Origin of the sequence: Methylibium sp. Pch-M (assembly GCF_004136295.1) — a bacterium.
GTDB lineage: Bacteria > Pseudomonadota > Gammaproteobacteria > Burkholderiales > Burkholderiaceae_C > Methylibium > Methylibium petroleiphilum.
In genome coordinates this window covers 3851711-3876336 of sequence record NZ_CP029606.1, presented here as the reverse complement: position 1 = coordinate 3876336, position 24626 = coordinate 3851711, and the positions used below count along the sequence as shown (strand labels likewise).

Below are 24626 nucleotides of genomic sequence, written 5' to 3'. Positions count from 1 at the left end.
GCTCAGCTGGACTGGATGAAGGAAACGATGCGTTCGGCCGCTTCGACGCATTCGTCGATGCCGGCCACGAGCGCCATGCGGATGCGCCCCTGGCCAGGGTTCGTGCCCTGCGCCTCGCGGGCGAGGTAGCTGCCGGGCAGCACCGCCACATTGTATTGAGCGAGCAGCTCGCGGGCGAAGCGGGTGTCGCTGCCGGCGCAGACGGCCGCCGGCAACTTGGCCCACAGGTAGAAGCCGGCATCGGGCAGCGCGACGTCCAGCACGCTGGCGAGCCTCGGCGTCACTTGCTCGAACTTCTGGCGGTAGAGCGCCCGGTTGGCCGCCACGTGGGCCTCGTCGCCCCAGGCCGCGAGGCTGGCGCGCTGCACCGCCGGGCCCATCGCTGCACCGTGGTAGGTGCGGTACAGCAGGAAGGCCTTCAGGATCGCCGCGTCGCCGGCCACGAAGCCCGAGCGCAGCCCCGGCACATTGGAACGCTTGGACAGGCTGGTGAAGGCGATCAGGCGCCGGAAGTCGCTGCGCCCCAGCGCCAGCGCAGCCTGCAGGCTGCCGAGCGGTGGCTCGTCACGAAAGTAGATTTCCGAGTAGCACTCGTCGGAGGCGATCACGAAGCCATGCCGGTCCGACAGCTCGAACAGCCGCTGCCATTCGTCGAGCGGCATCACCGCGCCGGTCGGGTTGCCCGGCGAACAGACGTAGAGCAGCTGGGTGCTGGCCCAGGTGGCGTCGTCGACGGCCGACCAGTCGACCGCGAAATTGCGCGCCGGGTCGCTGTTGGCGAACACCGTCTGTGCACCGGCGAGCAGCGCCGCGCCTTCGTAGATCTGATAGAACGGGTTGGGGCAGACGACGGTGGCGCCGGGGCGCGTGGGGTCGATGACGGTCTGCGCCAGCGCGAACAGGGCCTCGCGCGAGCCGTTGACCGGCAGCAGCTGCGTCGACGCGTCGAGCGTCACGCCGTAGCGCCGGTGCACCCAGGCGGCGCACGCCTCGCGCAGCGCCGGCTCGCCAGCCGTGGCCGGATAGCTGGCCAGGCCGTCCAACGCTGCAGTGAGCGCCTCGCGGATGAAGGGCGGCGTCGGATGCTTGGGCTCGCCGATACCGAGGCTGATGGGCCGCAGCGCCGGATTCGGCAGCACGTCGCGGGTCAGGTCGCGCAGCCGCTCGAACGGGTAGGGCTGCAAGCGGGAAAGCAGGGGGTTCATGCGCGAGGATTATCCCGCGGCCCGCATCATGAACGGCCCGCACGACACCGCGATTCTTTCGTGTGCAAAATGCTTGCAGACGAACCAACGCCACCGCATGAGCCAGACACGCCGACTTCCCGCACCGCCTCCGGCCGACGCTTCGGACCTGGCGCTCGACGGCCAGTTGTGCTTTGCGCTGTACGCCGCGTCGCTGGCAATGACCAAGGTCTACCGGCCGCTGCTCGCGCGCATCGGCCTGACCTATCCGCAGTACGTGGTGCTGCTGGCGCTGTGGGAGTGCGACGGGCTCAACATCGGCGAGCTCGGCGAGCGCGTCTCGCTCGATTCGGGCACGCTGACGCCGCTGCTCAAGCGCATGCAGGTGCTCGGTCTGATCGAGCGCACCCGCAGCGCCGCCGACGAGCGCCAAGTGCTGATCACACTGACGCGGACCGGGCGTGATCTCAGCACGGCCGCGTTGGCCATCCAGGAGCAGGTGGCTTGCGCGACGGCCTGTTCCAACCGGGAGCGCCAGGGGTTGACGCAGGCGCTGCAGCAGTTGAGGGCGGCGCTGCTCTCGAACGCCGACACCTGAGCGCCCGGCCGCGTTCGCCCGCGGGCCTCACTCAGGTCGGCAGACCGCGCTCCGTGGCGTGCTGCGGTAGCACGACGAGCGGTTCAGGCCTCCAGCCCTTCTTGCGGTGCTCCGCGACCACGCTGGTGTAGATGCCGCCGCGCACGTACCACCTGGCGGTGATGCGCGCGAAGCGCGGTGCGGTGGTCTCGACGATCTTGCCGAGGATGTCGTTGGTGACCTTCTCGTGGAAGGCGCCCTCGTCGCGGAAGCTCCACATGTACATCTTCAGGCTCTTGAGTTCGACGCACAGCCCGTCGGCAATCATGTCGATCGTGAAGTGCGCGAAGTCGGGTTGCCCGGTCAGCGGGCACAGGCAGGTGAACTCGGGAATCTGGAACTGGATGACGTAGTCGCGCTCCGGCGCCGGGTTCGGGAACACGTGCAGTTCCTTGCTCGGTGCCGTGGGCGGATTGGGCGGCATCGGACGCTGCCGGGGCGGCGTGCGCGGGCTGGATTTCTTGGCGGTCTTGGCCATGGTTCGACGCCGCTGCACATCCCGTGCAGTCGACGTTTGCTTGCAGTTCAGGGGAGGGCCCGATGCTATCATCCCGAGCACTCTCAAGCCGGCTCGCGAGCCGGTTTCTCATTACAAATCAACGAGTTAGCGGCGCAGCGCGGGGCCACGCAACAGCCCGGCGCAGCGCCCTGCGAACCGCCCGCGATGCGCCTCAACTCGATCAAGCTTTCCGGTTTCAAGTCCTTCGCCGAGCCGACGAACTTCCAGCTGCCCGGTCAGCTCGTCGGCGTGGTCGGGCCGAACGGCTGCGGCAAGTCCAACATCATGGACGCGGTGCGCTGGGTGCTCGGTGAGAGCAAGGCCTCCGAGCTGCGCGGCGAGTCGATGCAGGACGTGATCTTCAACGGCTCGGGCAACCGCAAGCCGGCCAGCCGCTCCAGTGTGGAGCTGGTGTTCGACAACGCCGATGCCCGCGCGGGCGGTTCCTGGGCCCAGTTCGCCGAGATCGCCGTCAAGCGCGTGCTCACGCGCGACGGCACCTCCAGCTACTACATCAACAACCAGCCGGTGCGCCGCCGCGACGTGCAGGACGTGTTCCTCGGCACCGGCCTGGGCCCGCGCGCCTACGCGATCATCGGCCAGGGCACGATCAGCCGCATCATCGAGTCCAAGCCCGAGGAGCTTCGGCTCTTTCTCGAAGAGGCTGCCGGCGTCTCCAAGTACAAGGAGCGCCGCCGCGAGACCGAGAACCGCCTGAAGGACACGCGCGAGAACCTGCAGCGCGTCGACGACATCCTGCGCGAGCTCAACGCCAACCTCGACAAGCTCGAGAAGCAGGCCGAGGTCGCGGCCCAGTACCGCCGCCTGCAGGAGGCCGGCACGCTGAAGCTGCACCAGCTGTGGTTCCTGAAGCACCGCGACGCGGCGTCCGAGGAGGAGCGCGTGCACAAGGCGGTGCTCGAGGCCACCAACGCCATCGAGTCGCGGCTGGCCGAATTGCGCCACGTGGAGGCCGAGCTGGAGACGGTGCGCCAGTCGCACTACGCGGCGAGCGACGCGCTGCACACCGCCCAGGGTTCGCTGGCCGAGGCCGCGCTCGAGGTGAGCCGGCTCGAGGAACGCATCCGCTACGTGGTCGAAGGCCGCCAGCGCGTCGAGCAGCGCCTGGCCGAGCTGGCGGGCCAGAACGCCAACTGGGACGAGCGGCGCCAGCAGGCGATGGCCGAGCTCGACGAGATCGCCGCGCAGATCGCCCTGGCCGACGAACAGGCCGAGCTGCTGGCGGCGCAGGCCGAGGAGCAGTCGGGCGCCTTGCCGGGTGTGGAGGACACGGTGCGTGCCGCGCAGGGCCGCGCCAACGAGCAGCGCGGCAAGGCCGGCCAGGTGCAGCAGCAGATCCAGCTGCTGGCTGCCGAGTCGCGCAGCGTCGAGGAGCAGAGCCGCGCACTCACGCAGCGCCGCGAGCGCCTGGCCGGCGAGCGCCAGACGCTCGCCGCACCCGACGAGGCGCGCCTCGAAGGCCTGCGCCTGCAACTCGCCGCCGCCGAGGAGGGACAGGCGGTGGCCGATGCGCGTGCCGAGGAACTGACCGCGTCGGTGCCCCAGCTCGATGAAGATCGCCGCACCCGGCAGGAGCGCGTCAACACCGAAGCGGCCCGCCAGGCCGACCTGAGTGCCCGCCTCGACGCCCTGCGCGCGCTGCAGGAGAAGGTGCAGACCGAGGGCAAGCTCAAGCCCTGGCTCGCCAAGCACGGGCTCGAGGGGCTGAGCGGGCTGTGGACGCGGCTGCACATCGAGACCGGCTGGGAGACCGCGCTGGAAGCAGCGCTGCGCGAACGCATCAATGCGCTCGAGGTCGGCCGCATGGAGACGGTGCGCGCCTTCGAGGGCGACGCCCCGCCGGCCAAGCTGGCCTTCTACACCCCGCCGAGCGGTGCGATCGCCAACACCCATGCCACGCTGCCGCGGCTGTCGGACCTGCTGCGCCTGGGCGGGCAGGTGGGCGATGCCGGACTGGCCGCGCTGCTGAACGACTGGCTCGAAGGCGTGTACACCGCGGCCTCGCTCGACGAGGCGCTGGCCGACCGCGGCAAGCTGACCCACGGCGAGGTCATCATGACGCCGGGCGGCCACGCGGTCAGCCCGTTCGCGGTGAGCTTCTATGCGCCCGATTCCGAGCAGGCCGGCATGCTGGCGCGTGCCCAGGAGATCGAGAACCTGGAGAAGCAGACGCGTGCCCAGGCGCTGATCGTCGACGAGTCGCGTGCCGCCCTGGTGCGGGCCGAGGCGGCCTACACCGACGCCTCGTCGCGGCTGGTGAGCGCGCGCCGCGAGGCCGCCGAAGGCCAGACGCGCACCCACCAGCTGCAGGTCGAGGTGCTGCGGCTCGCCCAACTGAGCGAGCAGACCAGCGCACGGCGCGAGCAGATCGAATCCGAGCTGGCCGAGATCGACGCCGGCCTGGAAGAACTGCAGGAGCGCCGCGTCACCGGCGAGGCCCGCTTCGAGGAGCTGGACCTGCAGCTTGCCAACGAGCAGGAGCGTCACGCCGACCTGGAAGAGGCGGTGATCCAGGCTGAACGCCAGCTCAGCGGCGCGCGCGAGCAACTGCGCACGCTGGAGCGAGAGGCCCAGGAGGCGCAGTTCAGCTCGCGCGCGCTGGCGGCGCGGCGCGGCGAGCTGCAGCGCTCGATCGAGACCGCCGCCCAGCAGGTGGCCACCAACGAGCAGAGCGCGGCCCAACTGCAGGAAGAGCTGGGGCGCCTGACCGACGCCGCCGCGCAGGCCGGCCTGCAGACCGCGCTGGCGCTGAAGCTCGAGCGTGAGCAGGCGCTGGGCGCGCAACGCAGCGCCTACGAGGACCTGTCGACCCGACTGCGCCAGGCCGAAGAACAGCGACTGGGCTTCGAACGCAGCCTCGAGCCGCTGCGCGAGAAGATCGGCAAGCTGCAGCTCGAGCAGCAGGCCGCACAACTGGGCGGTGCGCAGTACCTGGAGCAGTTGACCGCGGCCCAGGTCGACCTCGAGGCGCTGGGCAAGAACATCGAGGACGACGGCGTCAAGCTCTACGGCCTGCAGGGCGAGATCGATCGCATCAACCGTGAAGTGGCGGCACTGGGCGCGGTGAACCTCGCCGCGCTCGACGAACTGACCGCCTCGCGCGAACGCAAGACCTTCCTCGACGCGCAGTCGGCCGACCTGATCGACGCGATGACCACGCTGGAAGACGCCATCCACAAGATCGACCTCGAGACGCGCGATCTGCTGAAGGGCACCTTCGACACCGTCAACGAGCATTTCGGCCGCATGTTCCCGGAGCTGTTCGGCGGCGGCAACGCCAAGCTGGTGATGACCGGCGACGAGATCCTCGACGCCGGCGTCCAGGTGATGGCGCAGCCGCCGGGCAAGAAGAACTCCACCATCCACCTGCTGTCGGGCGGCGAGAAGGCGCTGACGGCGATCGCGCTGGTGTTCGCGATCTTCCAGCTCAACCCGGCGCCGTTCTGCCTGCTCGACGAAGTGGACGCGCCGCTCGATGACGCCAACACCGAGCGCTACGCCAAGCTGGTGCGCAGCATGGCCGAACACACCCAGTTCTTGTTCATCTCGCACAACAAGATCGCGATGGAAATGGCCGAGCAGCTGATCGGGGTGACCATGCAGGAGCAGGGCGTGTCGCGCATCGTCGCGGTCGACATGGACGCGGCGGTCTCGATGGCCGAGGCCGCATGACCATGAGCACGCTGCAATTGTCTTTGGCCATCCTGGGGGGGCTGGTACTCGCCGCGATCGTGGCCCATGGCACCTGGCAGGCGCGCCGCAACGAGGTGAAGCGTGTGGCGCTCGAGCCCGGGGCAGAGCCCGCGCCGCTGCAGGAACCAAGCTTTGCGCCGACCGAGCCGCCCCTGGCCGACGACACCGGCCTGAAGGTGGAGGCCGAAGACAGCCAGCCGCCGCGCATCGAACCGACGCTGGTGCGCCGCACCGCCGGCCTGCCGCGCCTCGACGCGCTGATCGACGCGATCGCCACGCTGACCGTCGACAGCCCGGTGAGCGGCGAGACCGCGATCGCCCACCTGCCGCCGGCCCGGCGCGCCGGCAGCAAGCCGCTGCTGGTCGAGGGCCTGAACGCCGAGTCGGGCGAATGGGAGACGCCGGCCGCCGGCCAGCGCTACGGGGAGTTCCAGGCCGGCGTGCAACTGGCCAACCGCAGCGGGGCGCTCAACGAGATCGAGTACTCCGAGTTCGTGCAGAAGGTGCAGGCCTTCGCCGAACCCATCGGCGCGCTGCCCGATTTTCCCGACATGCTCGACGTCGTCGCACGGGCCCGCGAGCTCGACGCCTTCGCCGGCCAGCACGACGCTCAGCTCGCGCTGCGGCTGGTATCGCGCGGCGCTGCGTGGTCGCTGGGCTATGTGCAGCAGCACGCCGCCCGCCACGGCTTCATGGTCGGCGCGCTGCCGGGCCGGCTGGTGCAGCCCGGCGAGGACGAGGGCGCGCCGCCGGTGCTGACGCTGCAGTTCGATCCGCAGGCCGCGCTGGCCGACGAGCCCAGCCAGGCCGCCGTCCGCGAGCTGACACTCGCCTTCGACGTGCCGCAGACCGCTGCCGCGGCCGCACCGTTCGCCGCCTGGTGCGCCGCCGGCGAGGCGCTGGCCGCCGAGCTCGATGCCGCGATGTACGACGACGGCGGCCAGCCGCTGCAGCCGGCGGCCTTCGCCTCCATCGGCCAGGCGCTCGAAAGCCTGTACGAGGCGCTCGCGGCGCGCGACCTCGCGGCCGGCAGCGCCGCGACGCGCCGGCTGTTCAGCTGAACGCGAGCGGGCACCTGCCGATGTCCGACCGCGCGGAAGATCCAGCCGCCCGCGCCGCGCAACTGCGCGAGCAGCTCAAGTACCACGCCCACCGCTATTACGTGCTCGACGCGCCGGAGATCCCGGACGCCGAGTACGACCGCCTGTTCACTGAACTGCAGGCGCTGGAGGCGGCGCACCCCGGGTTGCGCACGCCGGACTCGCCGACCCAGCGCGTCATCGGCGCGGTGCTCGAAGGCCTGTCGGCGGTGCGGCACGCGGTGCCGATGCTGTCGATCAAGACCGAGACCGACACCACGCCCACCGGTGCGCTGAAGTTCGACGCCGCGGTGCGCAACGCACTGAAGCTGCCGCCCGACGCGCCGCCGCTGCGCTACGCCGCCGAGCTGAAGTTCGACGGCCTGGCGATCAACCTGCGCTACCAGGCCGGCCGGCTGGTACAGGCGGCCACGCGCGGCGATGGCGAGACCGGCGAGGACGTGACGCACACCGTCGGCACGATCGAGTCGGTGCCGAAGCAGCTGCGCGGCATCACGGCGCCGGTGCTGGAGGTGCGCGGCGAGGTCTTCATGCGGCGGGACGACTTCGAGGCGCTCAACGAGCGCCAGCGCGAGGCCGGGCTCAAGACCTTCGTGAACCCGCGCAATGCGGCGGCCGGCATCGTGCGCCAGCTCGACGCCAGCATCGCACGCCAGCGGCCGCTGAGCTTCTTTGCTTACGGACTGGGCGACGTGCAGGGCTGGGACGTGCCGCCCACGCACGCCGGGCTGCTGGACGCGCTGGCGGCGCTGGGGCTGCCGGTCGACGCGCACCGCACCGTGGTCGAGGGCGGCGAGGCGCTGGCCGCCTTCCACGCCGGCATCGCGGCTGAGCGTGACGCGCTGCCGTTCGACATCGACGGTGTGGTCTACAAGGTCGACGAGCGTGCGCTGCAGCAGCAGCTCGGCTTCAAGTCGCGCGAGCCGCGCTGGGCGGTGGCGCACAAGTACCCGGCGCAGGAGCAGTCGACCCAGCTGGCCGGCATCGAGATCCAGGTCGGTCGCACCGGCAAGCTCACGCCAGTGGCCAAGCTGCAGCCGGTGTTCGTGGGCGGCACGACGGTGAGCAATGCCACGCTGCACAACCGCTTCGAGCTGCGCCGCAAGGGCATCCGCATCGGTGACACGGTGATCGTGCGGCGCGCGGGCGACGTGATTCCCGAGGTGGTAGGTCGCGTGCCCGTCCCGCGAACGGCGTATGTCCCCAACTTCCGCATGCCGCGCGCCTGCCCGGTGTGCGGCAGCCAGGCGCTGCGCGAGCGCGGCAGCGTCGACTACCGCTGCTCGGGCGGCCTGTTCTGCGCCGCGCAGCGCAAGCAGGCGCTGCTGCATTTCGCCGGGCGACGCATGATGGACATCGAGGGCCTGGGCGACAAGCTGGTCGAGCAACTGGTCGACGGAGGCATCATCCGCACGCTGCCGGAGCTCTACAGGCTCGGCGTGGCCAAGCTCGTCGCGCTGGAGCGCATGGGCGACAAGAGCGCGGCCAACCTGGTGGCCGCGCTGGAGGCGAGCAAGGCCACGACGCTGGCGCGCTTCCTGTTCTCGCTGGGCATCCGCCACATCGGCGAGGCGACCGCCAAGGACCTGGCGCGCCATTTCGGCGCGCTCGACCGCGTGATGGACGCGAGCGTCGAGCAACTGCTGGAGGTCAACGACGTGGGCCCGGTGGTGGCGCAGAGCCTGCGTACCTTCTTCGACCAGCCGCACAACCGCGAGGTGGTCGAACAGTTGCGCGCCGCTGGCGTGCACTGGGCCGAGCACGACGGCGAGGTCGATCTCACCCCCAGGCCGCTGGCCGGCAAGACCTTCGTGCTGACCGGCACGCTGCCGAGCCTGGGTCGCGAGGCCGCCAAGGAACTGATCGAGGCCGCCGGCGGCAAGGTGGCCGGCTCGGTGTCGAAGAAGACCGACTACGTGGTGGCCGGCGAGGAAGCCGGCAGCAAGCTCGAGAAGGCACAGGCGCTGGGCGTGGCCGTGATCGACGAGGCGGCGCTGCGCGCGCTGCTGGACTGAGGACGAAACCGGGAGGGGCAGACGCCATGGCCGTTCGAGACATCCTGAAGATGGGCGATCCGCGCCTGCTGCGCGTCGCGCACCCGGTGCGCGAATTCGACACGCCCGAGCTGCATGCGCTGATCGAGGACATGTTCGACACGATGGAGGCCGCCAACGGTGCCGGCCTGGCGGCACCGCAGATCGGGGTGGACCTGCAGCTCGTGATCTTCGGCTTCACGAAGAGCGAGCGCTACCCGGAGGCGCCGCCGGTACCGCGCACGGTGCTGATCAACCCGCAGATCACCCCGCTGTCGGAGGCCCTGGAAGACGGTTGGGAGGGCTGCCTCTCGGTGCCCGGGCTGCGCGGCGTGGTGCCACGCCACCAGCGGATCCGCTACACCGGTTTCGACCCGCAGGGCCGGCGCATCGAGCGCGAGGCCGAGGGCTTCCACGCCCGCGTGGTGCAGCACGAGTGCGACCACCTGGCCGGCGTGCTCTACCCGATGCGGGTGCGCGACTTCAGCCGCTTCGGCTACACCGAGGTGCTGTTCCCCGGTCTTGACGCGAGCGACGACGAGTAGGGCGCCTGCGGCGGCGGCTTACTTCAGCAGCGGCCGCAGCACCGGCCACACGTTGCCCAGGATGATGGGGTGGGCCGCCTCCTTCGGGTGGATGCGGTCAGCCTGGAACAGCTCGCTCGCGTTCGGCGCGTCGCCCACGCCCTTCAGCAGGAAGGGCAGCAGTGCCGTGCCCTCGGCCCGGGCGACCTTGCCGAACAGTGCCGCGAAGTCTTCGTTGTACTGGCGGCCGTAGTTCGGGGGCACCTGCATGCCGGCCAGCAGCACCCGCGCGCCGGCCGCCTTCGAGGCCCGCGCCATCTCGACCAGATTGCGCTCGGTCATCGCCAGCGGCAGGCCGCGCAGGGCGTCGTTGCCGCCCAGTTCGACGATCACCACCGCCGGCTTGTGCTGCGCCAGCAGCGCCGGCAGGCGCGAGCGGCCGCCCGAGGTGGTGTCACCGCTGATGCTGGCGTTGATGACGCCCGCGGCGATCTTCTCCTGCACCAGTCGCTTCTCCAGCAGGGCCACCCAACCGCTGCCGCGCTGCAGGCCGTACTCGGCCGACAGGCTGTCGCCCACGACCAGGATCACCGGCCTGGTGGCCTGCGCCCGCAGCGGCAGGACCACAAGCCCCGCCAACGTCGATGCGGCGAGCTGCTTGATACAGTCCCTGCGACTCAATGCCATCCGATTCCTCCTACATGACCGAAGCGATCATCGCCGTCGAGCACGTCAGCAAGCGTGTGCAGGACTCCAGCGGCGAGCTGACCATCCTGCACGATATCGACTTCTCGCTCGCGGCGCAGGAGTCGGCGGCCATCGTCGGAGCGTCGGGCTCGGGCAAGAGCACGCTGCTGGCCATCATCGCCGGGCTGGACACGCCGAGTGAGGGCACCGTGAGGCTCGCCGGCATCGACCTGTTCGGCCTCGACGAGGATGCCCGAGCCGCAGTGCGCGCCGAGCGCGTGGGTTTCGTGTTCCAGAGCTTTCAGCTGATGGGCAACCTGACCGCGCTCGAGAACGTGATGCTGCCGCTGGAACTGCAGGGCCGCAGCGACGCCCGCACGGCGGCGACCGAGATGCTGGCGCGTGTGGGGTTGGGCGAGCGGCTGGGGCACTACCCGAAGCTGCTGTCCGGGGGCGAGCAGCAGCGCGTGGCGCTGGCGCGTGCCTTCGTCGTGAAACCGGCGCTGTTGCTGGCCGACGAACCTACCGGCAGCCTGGACTTCGCGACCGGTGAGAAGGTCATGGAGTTGATGTTCGAGCTCAACCGCGAGCAGGGCACGACGCTGGTGCTGGTGACCCACGACCGTGCCATCGCCGCCCGCTGCGACCGGCAAGTCAGGATCGAGGCGGGGCAGCTGACTTCCTCGTGAGCTCCGTCGCGGCAGCCGTTGCGCAGCAAGGCACCCGCGGGCACTGAGACCGCCCCCGATAATCCCCGCATGTCCTCCTCCCCCCGCATCCTGTTCGGCTTCCACGCCGTCACCGTCCGTGTCAAGACGGCCCCCGGCTCGGTCGTCGAGCTCTATATCGACGGCACGCGGCGCGATGCGCGCATGCGCCAGTTCATCGAACGCGCCAAGGAAGCCGGCGTGCGCCTGATCGAGAGCGACGAGCTGCGCCTGCAGGCGCTCTCCGGCACGCACCGACACCAGGGCGTGGTGGCCAAGGTCACCGCGGCGCCGGCCACGAAGTCGCTCGACGACCTGCTCGACACGGTGGAGGGCCCGCCGCTGCTGCTGGTGCTCGACGGCGTGACCGATCCGCACAACCTCGGCGCCTGCCTGCGCGTCGCCGACGGGGCCGGGGCCCACGCGGTGATCGCGCCGAAGGACCACGCCGTCGGCATCAACGCCACGGTCGCCAAGGTGGCCAGTGGCGCGGCCGAGACGGTGCCCTATTTCATGGTCACGAACCTCGCGCGCACGCTGGGTGAACTGAAGGAACGCAACATCTGGGTCATCGGCACCGCCGACGATGCGCCGCGCACGCTGTACGCGGCGGACCTGAGGCAAGCGGTCGCGCTGGTGCTGGGCGCCGAAGGGCAGGGCATGCGCCAGCTCACGCGCAAGACCTGCGACGAACTCGTCAGCCTGCCGATGGCCGGCGCGGTGGAGAGCCTGAACGTCTCGGTGGCGAGCGGCATCGGTCTCTACGAGGCGGTGCGCCAGCGCGGCGCGACCTGACGCGGAGCCGTGACCACCGTCTGCACATAGACTGCCGACATGCCCGTCCTCGAAGTCCTGCATCCGCTGGTCCGACACAAGGTCGGGCTGCTGCGCGCCGCCGACATCTCGACCAAGAAGTTCCGCGAGATCACCGCCGAGATCGCCCGACTGCTGGCCTACGAGGCCACGGCCGACTTCCCGCTGGAGCAGGTGACGGTGGAGTGCTGGAGCGGACTGACGGCGGTCGACCAGATCAAGGGCAAGAAGGTCACCATCGTGCCGATCCTGCGCGCGGGCCTGGGCATGCTGGACGGCGTGCTCGACATGATCCCGAACGCCAAGATCAGCGTGGTGGGTCTCTCGCGCAACCACGACACGCTGCAGCCGGAGCACTATTTCGAGAACCTGGTCGGTTCGCTGGAAGAGCGCACCGCGCTGATCATCGACCCGATGCTGGCGACCGCCGGCTCGATGATCGCCACTGTCGACCTGCTCAAGCGCAAGGGCTGCCGCGACATCCGCGCGCTGGTGCTGGTGGCCGCGCCGGAGGGTGTGAAGGCGCTGAATGCGGCCCATCCCGAAGTGCGCTGCTGGACGGCGGCGATCGACAGCCACCTCAACGAGGTCGGCTACATCATCCCCGGGCTGGGCGACGCCGGCGACAAGATCTTCGGGACCAAGGGCTGAGCGGCACGTGCTCAGGCGTGGCGGCTGTCGCGCCGCATGCGGTTTTCGGCCCAGCGGCTGAGGGCCAGCGCCGCGAGCAGCCAGCCCAGGCCGACCCAGTGCAGGCCGCCGTAGAGTCCGGGCCCACTGGCGCCAGCGGCTTCCTGCGCCGCGACCAGCGCACCGCCCCCCGCTGCGCCAACCGCCTGGCCGAGGTAGATGGCCGACGTGTTCAGCGCCATCAGCGCCGGAGCCAGGGCCGGCGCGGCCTGACCCAGGCGGGCCTGCTGCGCCGAGTTGGCCGCGAACATGCCCAGCGCCCACGGCAGCAGCACGCAGGCCATCGACAGGTAGCCGGTGCCCAACGGCCAGATCAGCATCGTCAGGGCCACGGCACCGAGCAGCAGGGTCACCGCACGCGCGGCACCGATGCGGTCGACGTGGCGCGACAGCAGCACGTTGCCGATCAGCCCGAAGGCACCGAACCAGGCGAACAGCAGGCTGATCTGCGTGGGCCCGGCACCGAGCACCTGCTTGTAGTACGGCGCGAAGTAGGTGAACACGGTGAACTGTCCCGCACCGAACAGGGCCGTGACCGCCACGATCGCCATCAGCAGCGGGTGCGTCAGCACCTCGCGCCAGGCGCGCAGGTTCATGGCCGGCGGCCGCACGCCATCGGGCATGACCAGCCACACCCAGACTGCACCGCCGGCGGCCAGCAGCGCCACGAGGCCGAAGGCCCAGCGCCAGCCGAGCGCCTCGCCGATGTAGCTGTGCAGCGGCATGCCGAACACCGAGGCCACCGACCAGCCGAGGAACACGAAGGTGATGGCCCGGCCGCGCTGCGCCGTCGGCGCCAGCCAGCCGATCGCCGCCGCGGCCTGGGGCGTGAACACCGCCGCGCCCAGCATGCAGAGCGCGCGCACCGGCGCCAGCGCGGCATAGCTGGGCATCAGCGCCGACATGGCATGGCCCACCGCATACCAGGCCAGCGTGAAGGCCAGCAGCCGGCGGCGGTCGACGCGGCCGACCGCCGCGGCCAGCAGCGGAGCGCCCAGGCACATCATCACCGCGGCGATCGCGATCAGCTGCCCGCCGAGCGCCACGCTCACCTGCAGCGAGCGCGTCAGGTCGTTCAGCGAGCCGGCGATGACCATCACGCCGCAGCCGATCACGAAATTGCCGAACAGCAATGCCCAGCGTGCGCCGCGCAGCGCGTCGGCCGGCGGGGGGGGCGACGCTGCGGGGGCGTCGGCGCTCAGCCCCGCGCGCGGCACGTCAGCCACGCAGGACCCGCAGCGCCTCGGGGTTCACCACGTTGGTCGGCTGGCCCTGGATGAAATTGACGACGTTGTCGAACGCGGCGTCGAAGTACTGCTGGTAAGTCTCCTGCTCGACGTAGCCGATGTGCGGAGTGCAGATGGCGTTCTCCAGCCGCAGCAGCGGGGTGCCCTGCATGATGGGCTCGCTGTCGAACACGTCGACCGCCGCCATGCCCGGCCGGCCGCGGTTCAGCGCCGTCACCAGCGCGTGCTCCTCGAGGAGTTCGGCGCGTGCCGTGTTGACGAACAGCGCGGTCGGCTTCATGCGCTGCAGATCCTCGAGCCGGACCAGGCCGCGGGTGGCCTCGTGCAGACGCAGATGCAGCGAGATCACGTCGCAGGATTCGAAGAAGCCCTCGCGCGACGTGGCCGCCTCGTGGCCGTCGGCCTGCGCCTTGCCGCGTGAGGTGTCGCTGCCCCACACCACCACCTTCATGCCGAACGCCCGGCCGTAGCCGGCGACCAGCTGGCCGATGCGGCCGTAGCCCCACAGGCCCAGCGTCTTGCCGCGCAGCACCATGCCGAGCCCGAAGTTGGCCGGCATCGATTGCGACTTGAGCCCGGCCTGCTGCCAGGCGCCGTGCTTGAGGTTGCTCACGTACTGCGGCAGGCGGCGCATGGCCGCCATGATGAGTGCCCACGTCAGCTCGGCCGGCGCCACCGGCGAGCCCACGCCCTCGGCCACCGCGATGCCGAGGCGGGTGCAGGTCTCGATGTCGATGTGCGGGCCGGCGCGGCCGGTCTGCGCAATCAGCTTCAGGCGCGGCAGCTTCTCGAGCAGTTGCCGCGTGAACTGGGTGCGTTCACGGATCAGCACCAGCACGTCGGCGTCGCGCAGCCGCACGGCCAGCTGGCCGTTGCCCTTGACGGTGTTGGTGAAGACCTTGGCGCTGTAGCCCTCGAGCTTGGCGGCGCAGGGGAGCTTGCGGACCGCGTCCTGATAGTCGTCCAGGATGATGATGTTCATGGGCTGCAATGGGCCGCCGTCCCGCGGCCGGAGCGGTCGATTGTGCACGCCCTGCGCCGGACCGGGGTTACCGGTAGCATCCGCCACCTCACGAGGAGACTCCCATGGCAATCACGATGCATTCGGCCAGCGTGCCCATCTTTCTGACGATGCTCGGCAACCTCGCGAAATGGCTGGACAAGGCCGTGGCGCATGCCCAGGCGAAGAAGTTCGATCCCGACACGCTGCTGACCTCGCGGCTGGCGCCCGACATGCTGTCGCTGGGCAAGCAGATCCAGATCGCCTGCGACAGTGCCAAGTTCGGCGTCGCGCGGCTGGCTGGCGGCGAGGCGCCGAAGTTCGACGACACCGAGTCCACCATCGCCGAACTGCAGGCCCGCATCGAGGCGACCGCGGCCTACCTCCGCAGCGTGCCCGCGGACCAGGTCGACGGCAGCGAGGGCAAGCCCATCAGCGTGCCGGTGCGCGGGCGCGAGCCGCTGCAGTTCACCGGTGAGCAGTACCTGAAGCACTTCGCGCTGCCGAACTTCTTCTTCCACGTGACCACCGCCTACGCGCTGCTGCGCCACAACGGCGTGGAGCTCGGCAAGGCCGACTACCTGCGCGGGGGCTGAGCCCGCCGCGCCCGTGCGAACCCCGATGCGGCGGAGGAGGGCAGCGACTAGCCTGTCCTCATGAAGTGGATGCGTCGGTGCCTGGCGGTCCTGCTGCTGGCGGGCGTGGGCGTGATCGCGGCCTTGCTGGTCTATCGGCAACTCGCGCTGCCGATCGCCGAGGGCCGGCTGCGCGTCGAGGGCCTGCGCGCCGGGCTGCAGATCGAGCGCGACGCGCAGGGCGTGCCGACGATCCGCGCCGCCTCGATCGACGACGCCTGGTTCGGCTTGGGTTTCGTGCATGCGCAGGACCGGCTGTGGCAGCTGGAGACCCACCGGCGCATTGGCGCGGGCCGGCTGGCCGAGGCCTTCGGGCCGCGCGCGGTGGAGAGCGACCGTTTCCTGCGGGCGCTGGGCGTGCGGCGCGCCGCGCAGGACCAGTGGGAGCAGGCCGGGCCGGGCGTGCGGGCGATGCTCAATGCGTACGCGGCGGGCATCAACGCCTACCTGCGCGGTCACCTTCGGGCCCGGCCGCCGGAGTTCCTGCTGCTTGGGCTGCAACCCGAAGCCTGGAGCCCGGTCGACAGCCTCGCGTGGTCGACCATGATGGCCTGGGACCTGGGCGGCAACTGGAGCACCGAGCTGCTGCGCATGCGCCTGGCGCTGACGATGCCGGTCGCACGCATCCAGCAGCTGCTGCCGCCGTATCCGGGCGAGAAGCCGCTGGCCACGGCCGACTACGCGGCGCTGTACCGCCGGCTGGAGCTGGGTGACGGGCAGCCGCCGCAGCGGGCCGACGGAGCCGACGCGAACGGCCTGCCATGGCAGATCGAGAGCGGCGTCGAGGGCGTCGGCTCGAACAACTGGGCCGTCGCCGGCACACGCAGCGTCACCGGCAGCCCCTTGCTGGCCAACGACCCGCACCTCAAGCTGAGCGCGCCGACCCTCTGGTACGTGGCCCGGCTCGAGGCTCCGGGCCTGAAGGTGGCCGGCGCCAGCATTCCGGGCCTGCCATTGATCGTGCTGGGGCAGAACGAACGCGTGGCCTGGGGCTACACGAACACCGCGCCTGACGTGCAGGACCTCTACATCGAGCGCATCGACACCGGCGACCCCGAGCGCTACGAGACCCCGGACGGCTGGGCCCATTTCGAGAACGTCCCGGAAACCATCCGTGTGAAGGGCGCTGCCGACGTGAGCTTCATCGCGCGCCGGACGCGCCACGGCCCGGTGCTCTCCGACGCGCTGCCGGCCCTGCACGGCGTCACCGGCGCCGGCGGCCCCGTGCCGCGCTACGCGCTGGCGCTGCGCTGGACCGCCCTGGAACTCGACGCGTCCGACACCCTGGCCGCGGGCCTGGCCTTCAACCTCGCCGGCTCGGTGGACGAGTTTCTCGCCGCGTCGGCGCAGTACATGGCGCCGATGCAGAACATGGTGGTGGCCGACGCCCAGCACATCGGCTTCGTCTCGGCTGGCCGCGTGCCGCTGCGACGCCCCGACAACGACCTGCGCGGGCTGGTGCCCGCGCCGGGCTGGGACGCCCGCTACGACTGGGCTGGCTGGCTGGCACCAACCGCCACGCCGCGCGACCGCGACCCGGCGCGCGGCTGGATCGCGAGCGCGAACCAGCGCATCCACGGGCCGCAGTACCCGCACTTCATCAGCAGCGAATGGGCACCGCCGTACCGGCAGCAGCGCATCGAACGGCTGCTGGCCGCGCGACCGCTGCACAGCCTGGACAGCCTGGCCTCGATCCAGGCCGACCTGCTGTCCACCGCCACCCAGCGCCTGCTGCCTTTCCTGCGCCAGGCGCACTCCGTGCACCCGCTGGCGCCGGCGGCACAGCATGCGCTCGAGGGCTTCGAGGGCACGATGGCCGCCGAACGGGCCGCGCCCCTGATCTTCATGGCCTGGGTGCGTCAACTGACGTGGGGCCTGTTCGCGGACGATCTCGGCGAAGCCCTGTTCATGGAACAGATGGCCCGGCGCAGTTTCCGCGAGGCGCTCGAGGGCGTGCTCGACCGCAACGACACGAGCTGGTGCGATGACCTCGGCAGCCCCGCGGTCGAGACCTGCGCCGAGCAGGTCGACGCGGCCTTCACGCGCGCGCTCGACGAACTGCAGACCGCGCAGGGCGATGACGTGAGCCAATGGCGGTGGGGACAGGCCCACCAGGCGCGGCTCGAGCACCGTCCCTTCAGCAGCGTGCCGTGGCTGGCGCGATGGTTCGAGCTGAGAAGCCCGGTGGGCGGTGACGCCTTCACCGTCAATGCCTCGCGCGTGAGCCTGCGGCCGGATGCCGGCAGCGGCGAGCTCTACCTGGGCGATCACGGTGCCGGTCTGAGGGCTCTGTACGACCTGGGGGCCCGCAAGCGCTCGCGTTTCATCCACTCGAGCGGGCAGAGCGGCATCGTGTTCAGCGCCGACTACCGCAACCTCAACGAACGCTGGTCGCGGGTGGAGTACCTGCCGCTGTGGGGTGACGGCCGGCCGGGCCGGATCCTCGAACTGGAGCCACGCTAGGCCGGGGGGCTAGCCTTCACGACGCCGGGCGGCAGCGTCGACACGGCCTCCGCCAGCGCGAACACCGAGAGCGGGGCGCTGCCTTCAGCCTTGTTGTTGATGGTCGTGAAGATCGGCTGTCCCGCCGCCACCGTGACTGCGATCAGCCGCGCCAGCGCCTCGCGCGTGACGGGGTCGGGCGCGGCGAGTGCGTCGAAGGGTTCGAACCGCGCCTTGGCCTGCCGGTAGCGCAGACCCCGCTGCAGGCTCCACCGGCACACCAGGGGGCCGGGCCAGGTCGCGCGCAGCATCGGGAGCTGCGCCTCGAGCGGCGGCATACGGTCGTGCAGGCCGAGGCAGTAGCGAACACCGTGCAACTTCAGCAGCGCGGCCAACTCGGGAACCAGCAGCCCTGCGTCGCGCAGCTCGATGGCCAGCAGGCCGTGATCGGGGCGCGGCAGCTTGGTGAACAGGCAGTCGAGCGCCTGCAACAGCCGGCCGGGCGGCGAAGTCGACAACCACTCGGCAGGCAAGGGCGACAGTTGGAACAGCAGCACGCCCAGCTTGCGGCCCAGCCCCTCGACCGCCGGCCGCAGCACCGTTTCCAGCGTGAGCACCGGATCGAGGAACAGCGGATTCGGCTGCGTGGGTGCGCCGCTGGATGGGTCTCGCAGCGCCGCATCCGTCACCGACGCGCCGGCCTTGACGACGAAGCGGAAATCGTCGGGGACCTGGTCCGCCAGTGCAGCGTACTCAGCAGTCGACAAGGGTCGGTAGAAGCTGCGATCGAGGCTCACGGTCCGCAGCAGCGGATGCTGGGCGTAGGCGGTAAGACCGGATTTCGACAACACGCCCTCGGAATGCCGGTCGCGAAACACCAGTCCTTCCCAGCCCGGAAAGTACCAGGACGACGTGCCGAATCGGACCAGCGGCCCGAGGTCGACCGCCCATTGCTTCAGTCGCGCATCGGCTTCGACGGCGCGAACCATCGTCGCACCGCGCGCTCTGCGAGGCTGGGCCGGAGTCGATGCGTCGATGCCGAACAAGTCTGGGTGCGAGGGGTCCACGCGCAGCAGTATCGGCGCCGAATCGAGCAGCGAACCCGGCCAGCGGGAGCGCACAGCGTCTTCGCCGCTTGCCCATCTTTTAATTTACATAATATACAGCCCATTTTCGGCGGAGATAGCGACAGAAGAGAGCAGGGCGGCGCCTGCATCGGGGCCTCCGTCGAAGCCGAAGAACGCGGACAGAATGACCGCCAGGAGCAGCGCCAGCGCGCTGCCGTTGTTGCTCAGTCGGGCGGCGACCTCCATCCACAGCGACCGCGCTGAAGCGGTCGGCGCGCGATCGGCGTGCAGGCACGCCACCACGAATCCACGGTCCAACCCGGCGAGGTCGGCCAGCTTGGCGGCCACGTCGTCATCGGGGCGGCTGCGGCGCTTCCGGTAGTGACCGATGGTGCTGGGCTCGATGCCGAGCACCAGCGCCAGCTTGTAGTCGCTGGTCACGCCAACGGCGGCCTTCGCCCGGTCGAGCAGCTCATCGACAGTCGGCGGACGGGTGATTTCAGTTGCTTCCATGGTGGCCCCTTGCTGTACGTACGTGACTTTGGCGTAGGGGTCTTGCTGTAGCAAGGCCTCAGGCACTTGCCATATGGATGGGTCTGAGGCTAAAGTCGCGCCGCCGCCCGGATCACTTCAACGTGACGCCCACCCCCGGTTCCATCCGGGCGGCCCCTTTGGGGTAGGGCGCACCGGAACGGGGGTTCTGATGGCAAGCACCAAGCGCCGCGACGATCGCGGCCCGGTCATCGTGGTCGAGCAGTGGGTACACCGGCACGGGCCCGATCTGTGGGTACCGAGCGTGGCGGGCGTGAAGCCGGCGCAGCGAGTGCTGCATGGGTTGAGAGCCGTTGCGGGAGTGCTGCCGCGGCTGTCCGATGACAGCCTCTGCGTGCGCTCCGTCTGGGTCCGTGAGCGCGGCCAATGGGTGCCGGCATGAAGCGCCTTGTGCTCGTGCTCGCCATCCTCGCGGCCTATGCCGCTGCCAGCGTCGAGCCGGCGCCCACCCCTGAAGCGCTGGCGCGCACCGGCTCATGAGGCGCCTGTACATCGCGGGGCCGATGACGGGCTATCCGGGGCTGAATTTCCCGGCCTTCAGTCAGGCGGCATTCGGGCTGCGCGCCGCGGGCTTCGAGGTCGTCAACCCGGCCGAGCTGAACCCGCCCGGCCTCACGTGGGAACAGTGCATGCGCACCGACCTTGCGCAGCTCGTCACGTGCCAAGGCGTCGCGGTGCTGCCGGATTGGGACCGGTCCCGCGGCGCCACGCTGGAGGTTCACGTCGCCCAGCAGCTCGCCATGCCTGTGCGGCGCGTCGCGGAGTGGTTGTTCTGATGCAGCCGCACGACGCGGAGGAAACGGGCCCCGATGCCTGCGGCTGGAACGGCTCTCTCTCTCCGTACAAGCCGGCGCAGTACACGCCGGCCGCGCCGACCCAGCAGCAGCGCGAGAAGCTCAAGCAGCTACGCGATGAGTTCTCGGCCAGGGCCGAGAAGAGCAGGGCGCAGGGGCTGACTCTGTGACCCGCTACAGCACCACCACCGCCGCGCACTGGCTCACGATCGAGCGCCAGCGCGCCCGGCTGTACGAGCACCACCAGCACCAAGCGACAGAGCGCGCCCGCGCATCGCGCGAGGTAGAGGCCATCCGAAACGAGCGCGGCGCGCTGCCGGTGCGCTCGCACATGAACGACACGGACTTGCGCGAGCTGGCCGACCGCCGCGCCGAACTGATGGCATCGCGGATCACGGCCGATCGCGTCCCCCGCGACGTTGACGGCTATGCGGCCTGGATCGACGCCCAGGTGCGGCAGCTCGACGCCCGCGGCGCGCGGCTGACGGGGAAGGGCACCGACGCCCAGCAGCTGGAGGGGCTCATTGGCCGGGTGCAGTGCGCGCTGTGGTGGCGCCGGCAGTTGCGCCGCGCCGTCGTGCGCAAGCGCGAGGCCGAGGGCATCACGCGCGCCGAGGTCTGCGCGACGCGCCGGCAGCCCTACGTCACCACCGACACGGTGCGCCGGCACATCGGCCAGAAGGCCCGCAACGCGGCCATGCTGGAGGCCACCGAGATTGAATCGGCCTGCGGTCAGGTGGTCACGCTCGCGGCAGCAGCGGCGGCCTCCACGTCGAACAAGGGCATACGCCGCGGCGAGCTGATGACGCGCATAACGGGCTGCGAGGCGCTGGCCGACTCTGCAGGCCATGCCGGCGTGTTCATCACGGCTACCTGCCCGTCACGCTTCCACGCGACCCAGCGCCACGGCGGCATCAATCCGCGCTTCCGCGAGGCCGGGCCGCCGCCGCCCGACGCGCCGCGGCGCGCGCAGGCGTGGCTCTGCGCGATGTGGGCGAAGGCGCGCGCCGCGCTGCATCGCGTGGGCATGCCGGTGTACGGCTTCCGCGTCGCCGAGCCGCATCACGACGGGTGCCCGCACTGGCACCTGTTGTTGTGGACGCTGCCGCACTACGTGGAGCAGCTCACCGCGACGCTGCGCCGCTACTGGCTGTCGGACGCGGGCGACGAGCCGGGCGCGGAAGAGCACCGGCTGACGGTCAAGACCATGCATGCCGGCGGCGCCTCGGGCTACGTCGCCAAGTACATCGCGAAGAACATCGACGATGCCGGCGCGATCGAGGCCGAGGGCCACCACGACGAATTCGACGGGGAGGCGGTGCCGATGCCGGCCCAGGCCGACATGTTCGGCGGCGGCGCCCAGCGCGTGGAGGCGTGGGCCAGCGCCTGGGGCATTCGGCAGTTCCAGGCGATCGGCCAGCCTCCCGTGACCCCGTGGCGCGAGCTGCGCCGCGTGCAGGACGCGGGGGAGGTCATGGGCGCATCGCACGCCATCTGCAGGGCCTGGATCGCGGCGCACCGGAACGACGACAAGCGCGCAGATTGGGCGGGCTACGTGAAGGCCCAGGGCGGGCTGCTGGTCGGCCGGCTCTACGCGGTGCGCGTGGCCGAAGAGCAGCGCCTGACGCACGGTCGATACGAGTCGATCGAGGCGCCGCGCCCGGTGGGTCTCTTCGATGCGAGCGAGCCTCACGTGGTGGTGAGGTCGTCCCGGCGCGAATGGCGCCCGAAGGGGACATGGCGAAGGGATGAGCGGCGGGCACCGAAGGTGCCGACGCTCACTCGGACCCGTTTCAATAACTGTACGCAGGGGCGGCAGTTGCCGACCCGGATCGCAGGCCGCGTGATGCCTCGAGGCTCGCCATTGATGACGTGGAAGGCCCTGATCGACGCCGACGAGGGGAGCAGCTATGCGGTACCCGGGTGGTAAGGGCGGCGCCGGGGTGGCGCAGACGATCATCAATCAGATTCCGCCGCACCGCGTGTACATAGAGCCGTTCGTCGGTGGCGGCGCCGTGTTCCGCGCGAAGGCGCCTGCAGCATCGTCGCTGCTGGCCGATCGAGATCCGGCCGTCGCTGAACATTGGCGACGATGGTCGACGTCCACAATCGTCGGAGGTGGCGTCGAAGTACTCGAGGGCTGTGCCCTCGAGCTGCTCTCGTCATATCCGTGGTGTGGTGATGAGTTCGTTTATCTGGACCCACCCTACCACCCTGACAGCCGGGCGTGCGCGACCATCTATCGGTGCGAAATGGGCGATGCTGGCCACCGTGAATTGCTGACGCTGCTCGAGCGCCTGCCGGTGCGCTGGGCGCTGTCGGGCTATCGCTGCGCGCTCTATGACGATGCCGCCGGGTTGCACGGCTGGCGCCGGATCGACTTCAATGCAATGACGCGGGGCGGCGTGCGCGTCGAGTCGCTGTGGATGAACTACCCGGCGCCGGCGACCCTCGCCGAGTACACCTATGCGGGATCTAACTTCCGCGAGCGCCAGCGCATCGGACGGAAGGTGGAGCGCTGGCTCGCCAAGCTCGATGCAATGGACCCGATCGAGCGAAACGCGCTGCTCTCGGCGATGAGTGATCGCGACAGAGATTCTTGGAATGCGGACCGGGGGCGGGCGCAACAAGGAAATGATCATGCGCACCCCGAAACAGATCGCCACCGAAGCCCGCGAGCACCTGGATAGCGCCAGTAAGGCTTTCGTACCGGTCAATGTCGTCAAGTCGGCAGAGCTGGCCGTCGAGTTCATGGAGGCCACGGCCGCCACGCTGGAGGCGGCCGGCCTGATCGACGATGCCGCCCCCAGCTCCAGCGAGCCGGCCTGACCATGGCGGCCGAGACCATCGGCCGCTGCAGGTGCCCCCTGTGCAGCTCCGACCGCGCGCGCCTGTCGCTCGCAAAGTCGAAGCTGTCCGTGCTCACCTGCAACGCCTGCAACTTCCAAGGGTTCTCGCGCTCCGATCGTTCGGACGAGAAGCTTCGCGCGCTGCTGATCGCCGAGCCGATCGAACCGCCCCGCGACGATCCGCCGGCACCGCCGGCACCCGTCGCCGCGGCCCCGCAACCGGCGCCGGCACCGCGCACGCCGATGAGCTGGGGGGTGCTGGGCCATGTCATTTGAAGAAGGGCAGGGCGGCCCGGAATCGCCCGGCCTCGATGCGCTGGCAGCCCAGGCGGTCGAGCTGGAAACCGGCGCGCTGCCGCCGGGCATGCGGCCACCGGAGCCGGCCCAGGTCATCGCCGACAGCTCGGCCGAGCTGCTGGGCGCGCTGACCATGGCGCGGCTGCTGGTCGCGCCCATGTTTGAGTGGTGGCCGAAGTTCGGCGACACGTGGAGCGATGGCACGCTGCAAAGCATCTCGACGGCCGGCGCCCAGGTGATGGAGCGCCACGGGTGGAGCCTGGGCGATCTGATGTCGAGCTGGGGGCCGTACATCGCGCTCGCGTTGGCGACGGCACCGCCGACGATGGTGACGCTGCAGGCGATCAAGGCCGAGAAGGCGCGGCAGGCGATGCCGCGTGCGGAGCCGGCCGAAGCTGCGGAGGGCGTGCGGCCATGAGCGTGCTGAATCGGCCGATGGTCTGGGCCTACATCGGCGCCAGCGGCAGCGGAAAGGGCGTGTCGATCAACAAGGCCTTGGCGCAGCTCAAGCCCAAGCGCCTGCTGATCTGGGACCCACGCGACGAGTACAGCAAGCACGCGAAGAAGATCACGACGCTGCCGGCGCTGGTGGCCGAGTTCAAGAAGGCCGGCGCGGGCCCTATTCGCGTGCGCTACGTCGCGGGCTCGGGAATGCCGCTGGCCGACGCCTTCGCGCTGGTCTGCGCGCTGGCTTTCGAGGTCGGCGAGCTGGTGTTTCTGGCCGAAGAGCTCAGTGACGTGACGACGGCCAGCCAAGCGCCGGCCGCGTGGCGCCGCTGCATCACGCAGGGCCGACACCGCGCGCTGCATGTCATCGGCGCGGCGCAGCGGCCCGCGCTGATCGACAAGACCTTTCTTGGCAATTGCACCTACATCCGCTGCTTCACGCTGCGCTACAGCGACGACAGAGCAGCCATGGCAAAGGCGCTCGATGTGCCGCTGGCCGACGTGTCGGCGCTGCAGACCGTCGAGGACGAAAGAAAGACCCGCATTGCGTACATCGAACGGGATTTCCGGGCCGGCGTGTTGCAGAAAGGGGCCATCAATCTGACCCGGTGAGGGTGGGGCTACATAGGGCCTACGTACGGGCGTCCGGGCCCCCAACGTACAGCGGCGCGGTGTGCACTGGTGGCTCTCTTCAACCCACCATGAAAG

General features: G+C 70.3%; 26 protein-coding genes. 19 read left to right on the top strand and 7 right to left on the bottom strand.

The genetic code is table 11. The features are described from left to right. Positions 1–2: 2 nt before the first annotated feature. Positions 3–1205 carry a succinyldiaminopimelate transaminase gene (dapC, locus tag C1M51_RS18645; RefSeq protein ID WP_129451989.1) on the bottom strand — a complete coding sequence of 401 codons (1203 nt, stop codon included), beginning with the start codon at positions 1203–1205 and terminating at the stop codon, positions 3–5. A gap of 97 nt (positions 1206–1302) precedes the next feature. Between dapC and C1M51_RS18640 the strand changes: the two genes are divergently transcribed. Continuing rightward, positions 1303–1782 carry a MarR family winged helix-turn-helix transcriptional regulator gene (locus C1M51_RS18640; protein ID WP_129451988.1) on the top strand — a complete coding sequence of 160 codons (480 nt, stop codon included), beginning with the start codon at positions 1303–1305 and terminating at the stop codon, positions 1780–1782. 31 nt (positions 1783–1813) lie between these two features. Here C1M51_RS18640 and queF read toward each other — a convergent pair whose 3' ends face one another. Continuing rightward, entirely contained in the window at positions 1814–2245 is a 432-nt protein-coding gene (gene queF / locus C1M51_RS18635; protein ID WP_129452278.1) for a preQ(1) synthase, read from the bottom strand. 240 nt (positions 2246–2485) lie between these two features. Here queF and smc point away from each other — a divergent pair, with 240 nt between their 5' ends. From smc to def, 4 genes are read left to right on the top strand one after another with little or no spacing between them, the layout of a single operon-like run. Further along, the gene (smc, locus tag C1M51_RS18630) at positions 2486–6013 is read left to right on the top strand and encodes a chromosome segregation protein SMC (protein WP_129451987.1); all 3528 of its coding nucleotides are present in this window, start codon (positions 2486–2488) and stop codon (positions 6011–6013) included. A gap of 2 nt (positions 6014–6015) precedes the next feature. Continuing rightward, positions 6016–7095, top strand: coding sequence for a cell division protein FtsZ (locus tag C1M51_RS18625; protein ID WP_129451986.1), 1080 nt, complete (start codon positions 6016–6018; stop codon positions 7093–7095). 20 nt (positions 7096–7115) lie between these two features. Next, complete coding sequence (gene ligA / locus C1M51_RS18620) at positions 7116–9149, top strand: NAD-dependent DNA ligase LigA (protein WP_129451985.1); 2034 nt, start codon at positions 7116–7118, stop codon at positions 9147–9149. Between the two features lie 26 nt (positions 9150–9175). After that, on the top strand, positions 9176–9712 hold the full coding sequence (gene def / locus C1M51_RS18615) for a peptide deformylase (RefSeq protein WP_129451984.1): 537 nt from the start codon (positions 9176–9178) through the stop codon (positions 9710–9712). 18 nt (positions 9713–9730) lie between these two features. On the opposite strand, the gene C1M51_RS18610 is transcribed toward def, so the two are convergent. Beyond that, positions 9731–10378, bottom strand: coding sequence for an arylesterase (locus C1M51_RS18610; protein ID WP_129451983.1), 648 nt, complete (start codon positions 10376–10378; stop codon positions 9731–9733). 14 nt (positions 10379–10392) lie between these two features. Here C1M51_RS18610 and C1M51_RS18605 point away from each other — a divergent pair, with 14 nt between their 5' ends. The 3 genes from C1M51_RS18605 to upp all read left to right on the top strand — a co-directional run bounded on the left by C1M51_RS18605 (position 10393) and on the right by upp (position 12549). Further along, positions 10393–11067: an ABC transporter ATP-binding protein gene (locus C1M51_RS18605; RefSeq protein ID WP_051495565.1), complete on the top strand. Its 675-nt coding sequence runs from the start codon at positions 10393–10395 to the stop codon at positions 11065–11067. Between the two features lie 69 nt (positions 11068–11136). Then, positions 11137–11880, top strand: a complete 744-nt coding sequence (rlmB, locus tag C1M51_RS18600; protein WP_036230248.1) for a 23S rRNA (guanosine(2251)-2'-O)-methyltransferase RlmB — start codon at positions 11137–11139, stop codon at positions 11878–11880. Between the two features lie 39 nt (positions 11881–11919). Further along, positions 11920–12549 (top strand): uracil phosphoribosyltransferase, encoded by a 630-nt coding sequence (gene upp, locus C1M51_RS18595; protein ID WP_129451982.1) that lies wholly within the window; start codon positions 11920–11922, stop codon positions 12547–12549. Between the two features lie 11 nt (positions 12550–12560). Here upp and C1M51_RS18590 read toward each other — a convergent pair whose 3' ends face one another. After that, positions 12561–13814, bottom strand: a complete 1254-nt coding sequence (locus C1M51_RS18590) for an MFS transporter (RefSeq protein WP_207207779.1) — start codon at positions 13812–13814, stop codon at positions 12561–12563. Next, complete coding sequence (locus tag C1M51_RS18585) at positions 13807–14817, bottom strand: D-2-hydroxyacid dehydrogenase family protein (protein ID WP_129451981.1); 1011 nt, start codon at positions 14815–14817, stop codon at positions 13807–13809. Before C1M51_RS18585 ends, C1M51_RS18590 begins: the two co-directional genes overlap by 8 nt. Positions 14818–14921: 104 nt before the next feature. Here C1M51_RS18585 and C1M51_RS18580 point away from each other — a divergent pair, with 104 nt between their 5' ends. Together C1M51_RS18580 and C1M51_RS18575 are read left to right on the top strand one after the other, a co-directional pair. Then, positions 14922–15431: a DUF1993 family protein gene (locus C1M51_RS18580; protein ID WP_036230238.1), complete on the top strand. Its 510-nt coding sequence runs from the start codon at positions 14922–14924 to the stop codon at positions 15429–15431. A gap of 60 nt (positions 15432–15491) precedes the next feature. Next, a complete protein-coding gene (locus C1M51_RS18575; RefSeq protein WP_129451980.1) occupies positions 15492–17933 on the top strand; it encodes a penicillin acylase family protein in 2442 nt (813 codons plus the stop codon). Here C1M51_RS18575 and C1M51_RS18570 read toward each other — a convergent pair. Both C1M51_RS18570 and C1M51_RS18565 read right to left on the bottom strand, forming a co-directional pair. Beyond that, positions 17930–18901: a DUF72 domain-containing protein gene (locus tag C1M51_RS18570; protein WP_129451979.1), complete on the bottom strand. Its 972-nt coding sequence runs from the start codon at positions 18899–18901 to the stop codon at positions 17930–17932. The two genes, C1M51_RS18575 and C1M51_RS18570, sit on opposite strands and share 4 nt — an antisense overlap. A 162-nt stretch (positions 18902–19063) precedes the next feature. Beyond that, the gene (locus C1M51_RS18565; protein WP_129451978.1) at positions 19064–19492 is read right to left on the bottom strand and encodes a DUF3693 domain-containing protein; all 429 of its coding nucleotides are present in this window, start codon (positions 19490–19492) and stop codon (positions 19064–19066) included. Between the two features lie 190 nt (positions 19493–19682). Between C1M51_RS18565 and C1M51_RS18560 the strand changes: the two genes are divergently transcribed. The 9 genes from C1M51_RS18560 (at position 19683) to C1M51_RS18520 (ending at position 24530) form a co-directional block, all read left to right on the top strand. Further along, positions 19683–19913, top strand: coding sequence for a hypothetical protein (locus C1M51_RS18560; RefSeq protein WP_129451977.1), 231 nt, complete (start codon positions 19683–19685; stop codon positions 19911–19913). Positions 19914–20007: 94 nt separating this feature from the next. Continuing rightward, complete coding sequence (locus C1M51_RS18555; RefSeq protein ID WP_129451976.1) at positions 20008–20307, top strand: DUF4406 domain-containing protein; 300 nt, start codon at positions 20008–20010, stop codon at positions 20305–20307. Next, the gene (locus tag C1M51_RS18550) at positions 20307–20495 is read left to right on the top strand and encodes a hypothetical protein (RefSeq protein WP_129451975.1); all 189 of its coding nucleotides are present in this window, start codon (positions 20307–20309) and stop codon (positions 20493–20495) included. Before C1M51_RS18555 ends, C1M51_RS18550 begins: the two co-directional genes overlap by 1 nt. Next, positions 20492–22255 (top strand): replication endonuclease, encoded by a 1764-nt coding sequence (locus C1M51_RS18545; RefSeq protein ID WP_129451974.1) that lies wholly within the window; start codon positions 20492–20494, stop codon positions 22253–22255. The genes C1M51_RS18550 and C1M51_RS18545 overlap by 4 nt, the downstream gene beginning before the upstream one ends. A gap of 13 nt (positions 22256–22268) precedes the next feature. Further along, positions 22269–23015, top strand: a complete 747-nt coding sequence (locus C1M51_RS18540) for a DNA adenine methylase (RefSeq protein ID WP_242499824.1) — start codon at positions 22269–22271, stop codon at positions 23013–23015. Beyond that, positions 22966–23154: a hypothetical protein gene (locus C1M51_RS18535; protein WP_129451972.1), complete on the top strand. Its 189-nt coding sequence runs from the start codon at positions 22966–22968 to the stop codon at positions 23152–23154. Before C1M51_RS18540 ends, C1M51_RS18535 begins: the two co-directional genes overlap by 50 nt. Before the next feature lie 2 nt (positions 23155–23156). Further along, complete coding sequence (locus C1M51_RS18530) at positions 23157–23450, top strand: hypothetical protein (RefSeq protein WP_129451971.1); 294 nt, start codon at positions 23157–23159, stop codon at positions 23448–23450. Continuing rightward, entirely contained in the window at positions 23440–23889 is a 450-nt protein-coding gene (locus tag C1M51_RS18525) for a hypothetical protein (protein WP_129451970.1), read from the top strand. Before C1M51_RS18530 ends, C1M51_RS18525 begins: the two co-directional genes overlap by 11 nt. Before the next feature lie 77 nt (positions 23890–23966). After that, positions 23967–24530, top strand: a complete 564-nt coding sequence (locus C1M51_RS18520) for a hypothetical protein (protein WP_165349721.1) — start codon at positions 23967–23969, stop codon at positions 24528–24530. Positions 24531–24626: the final 96 nt, after the last annotated feature.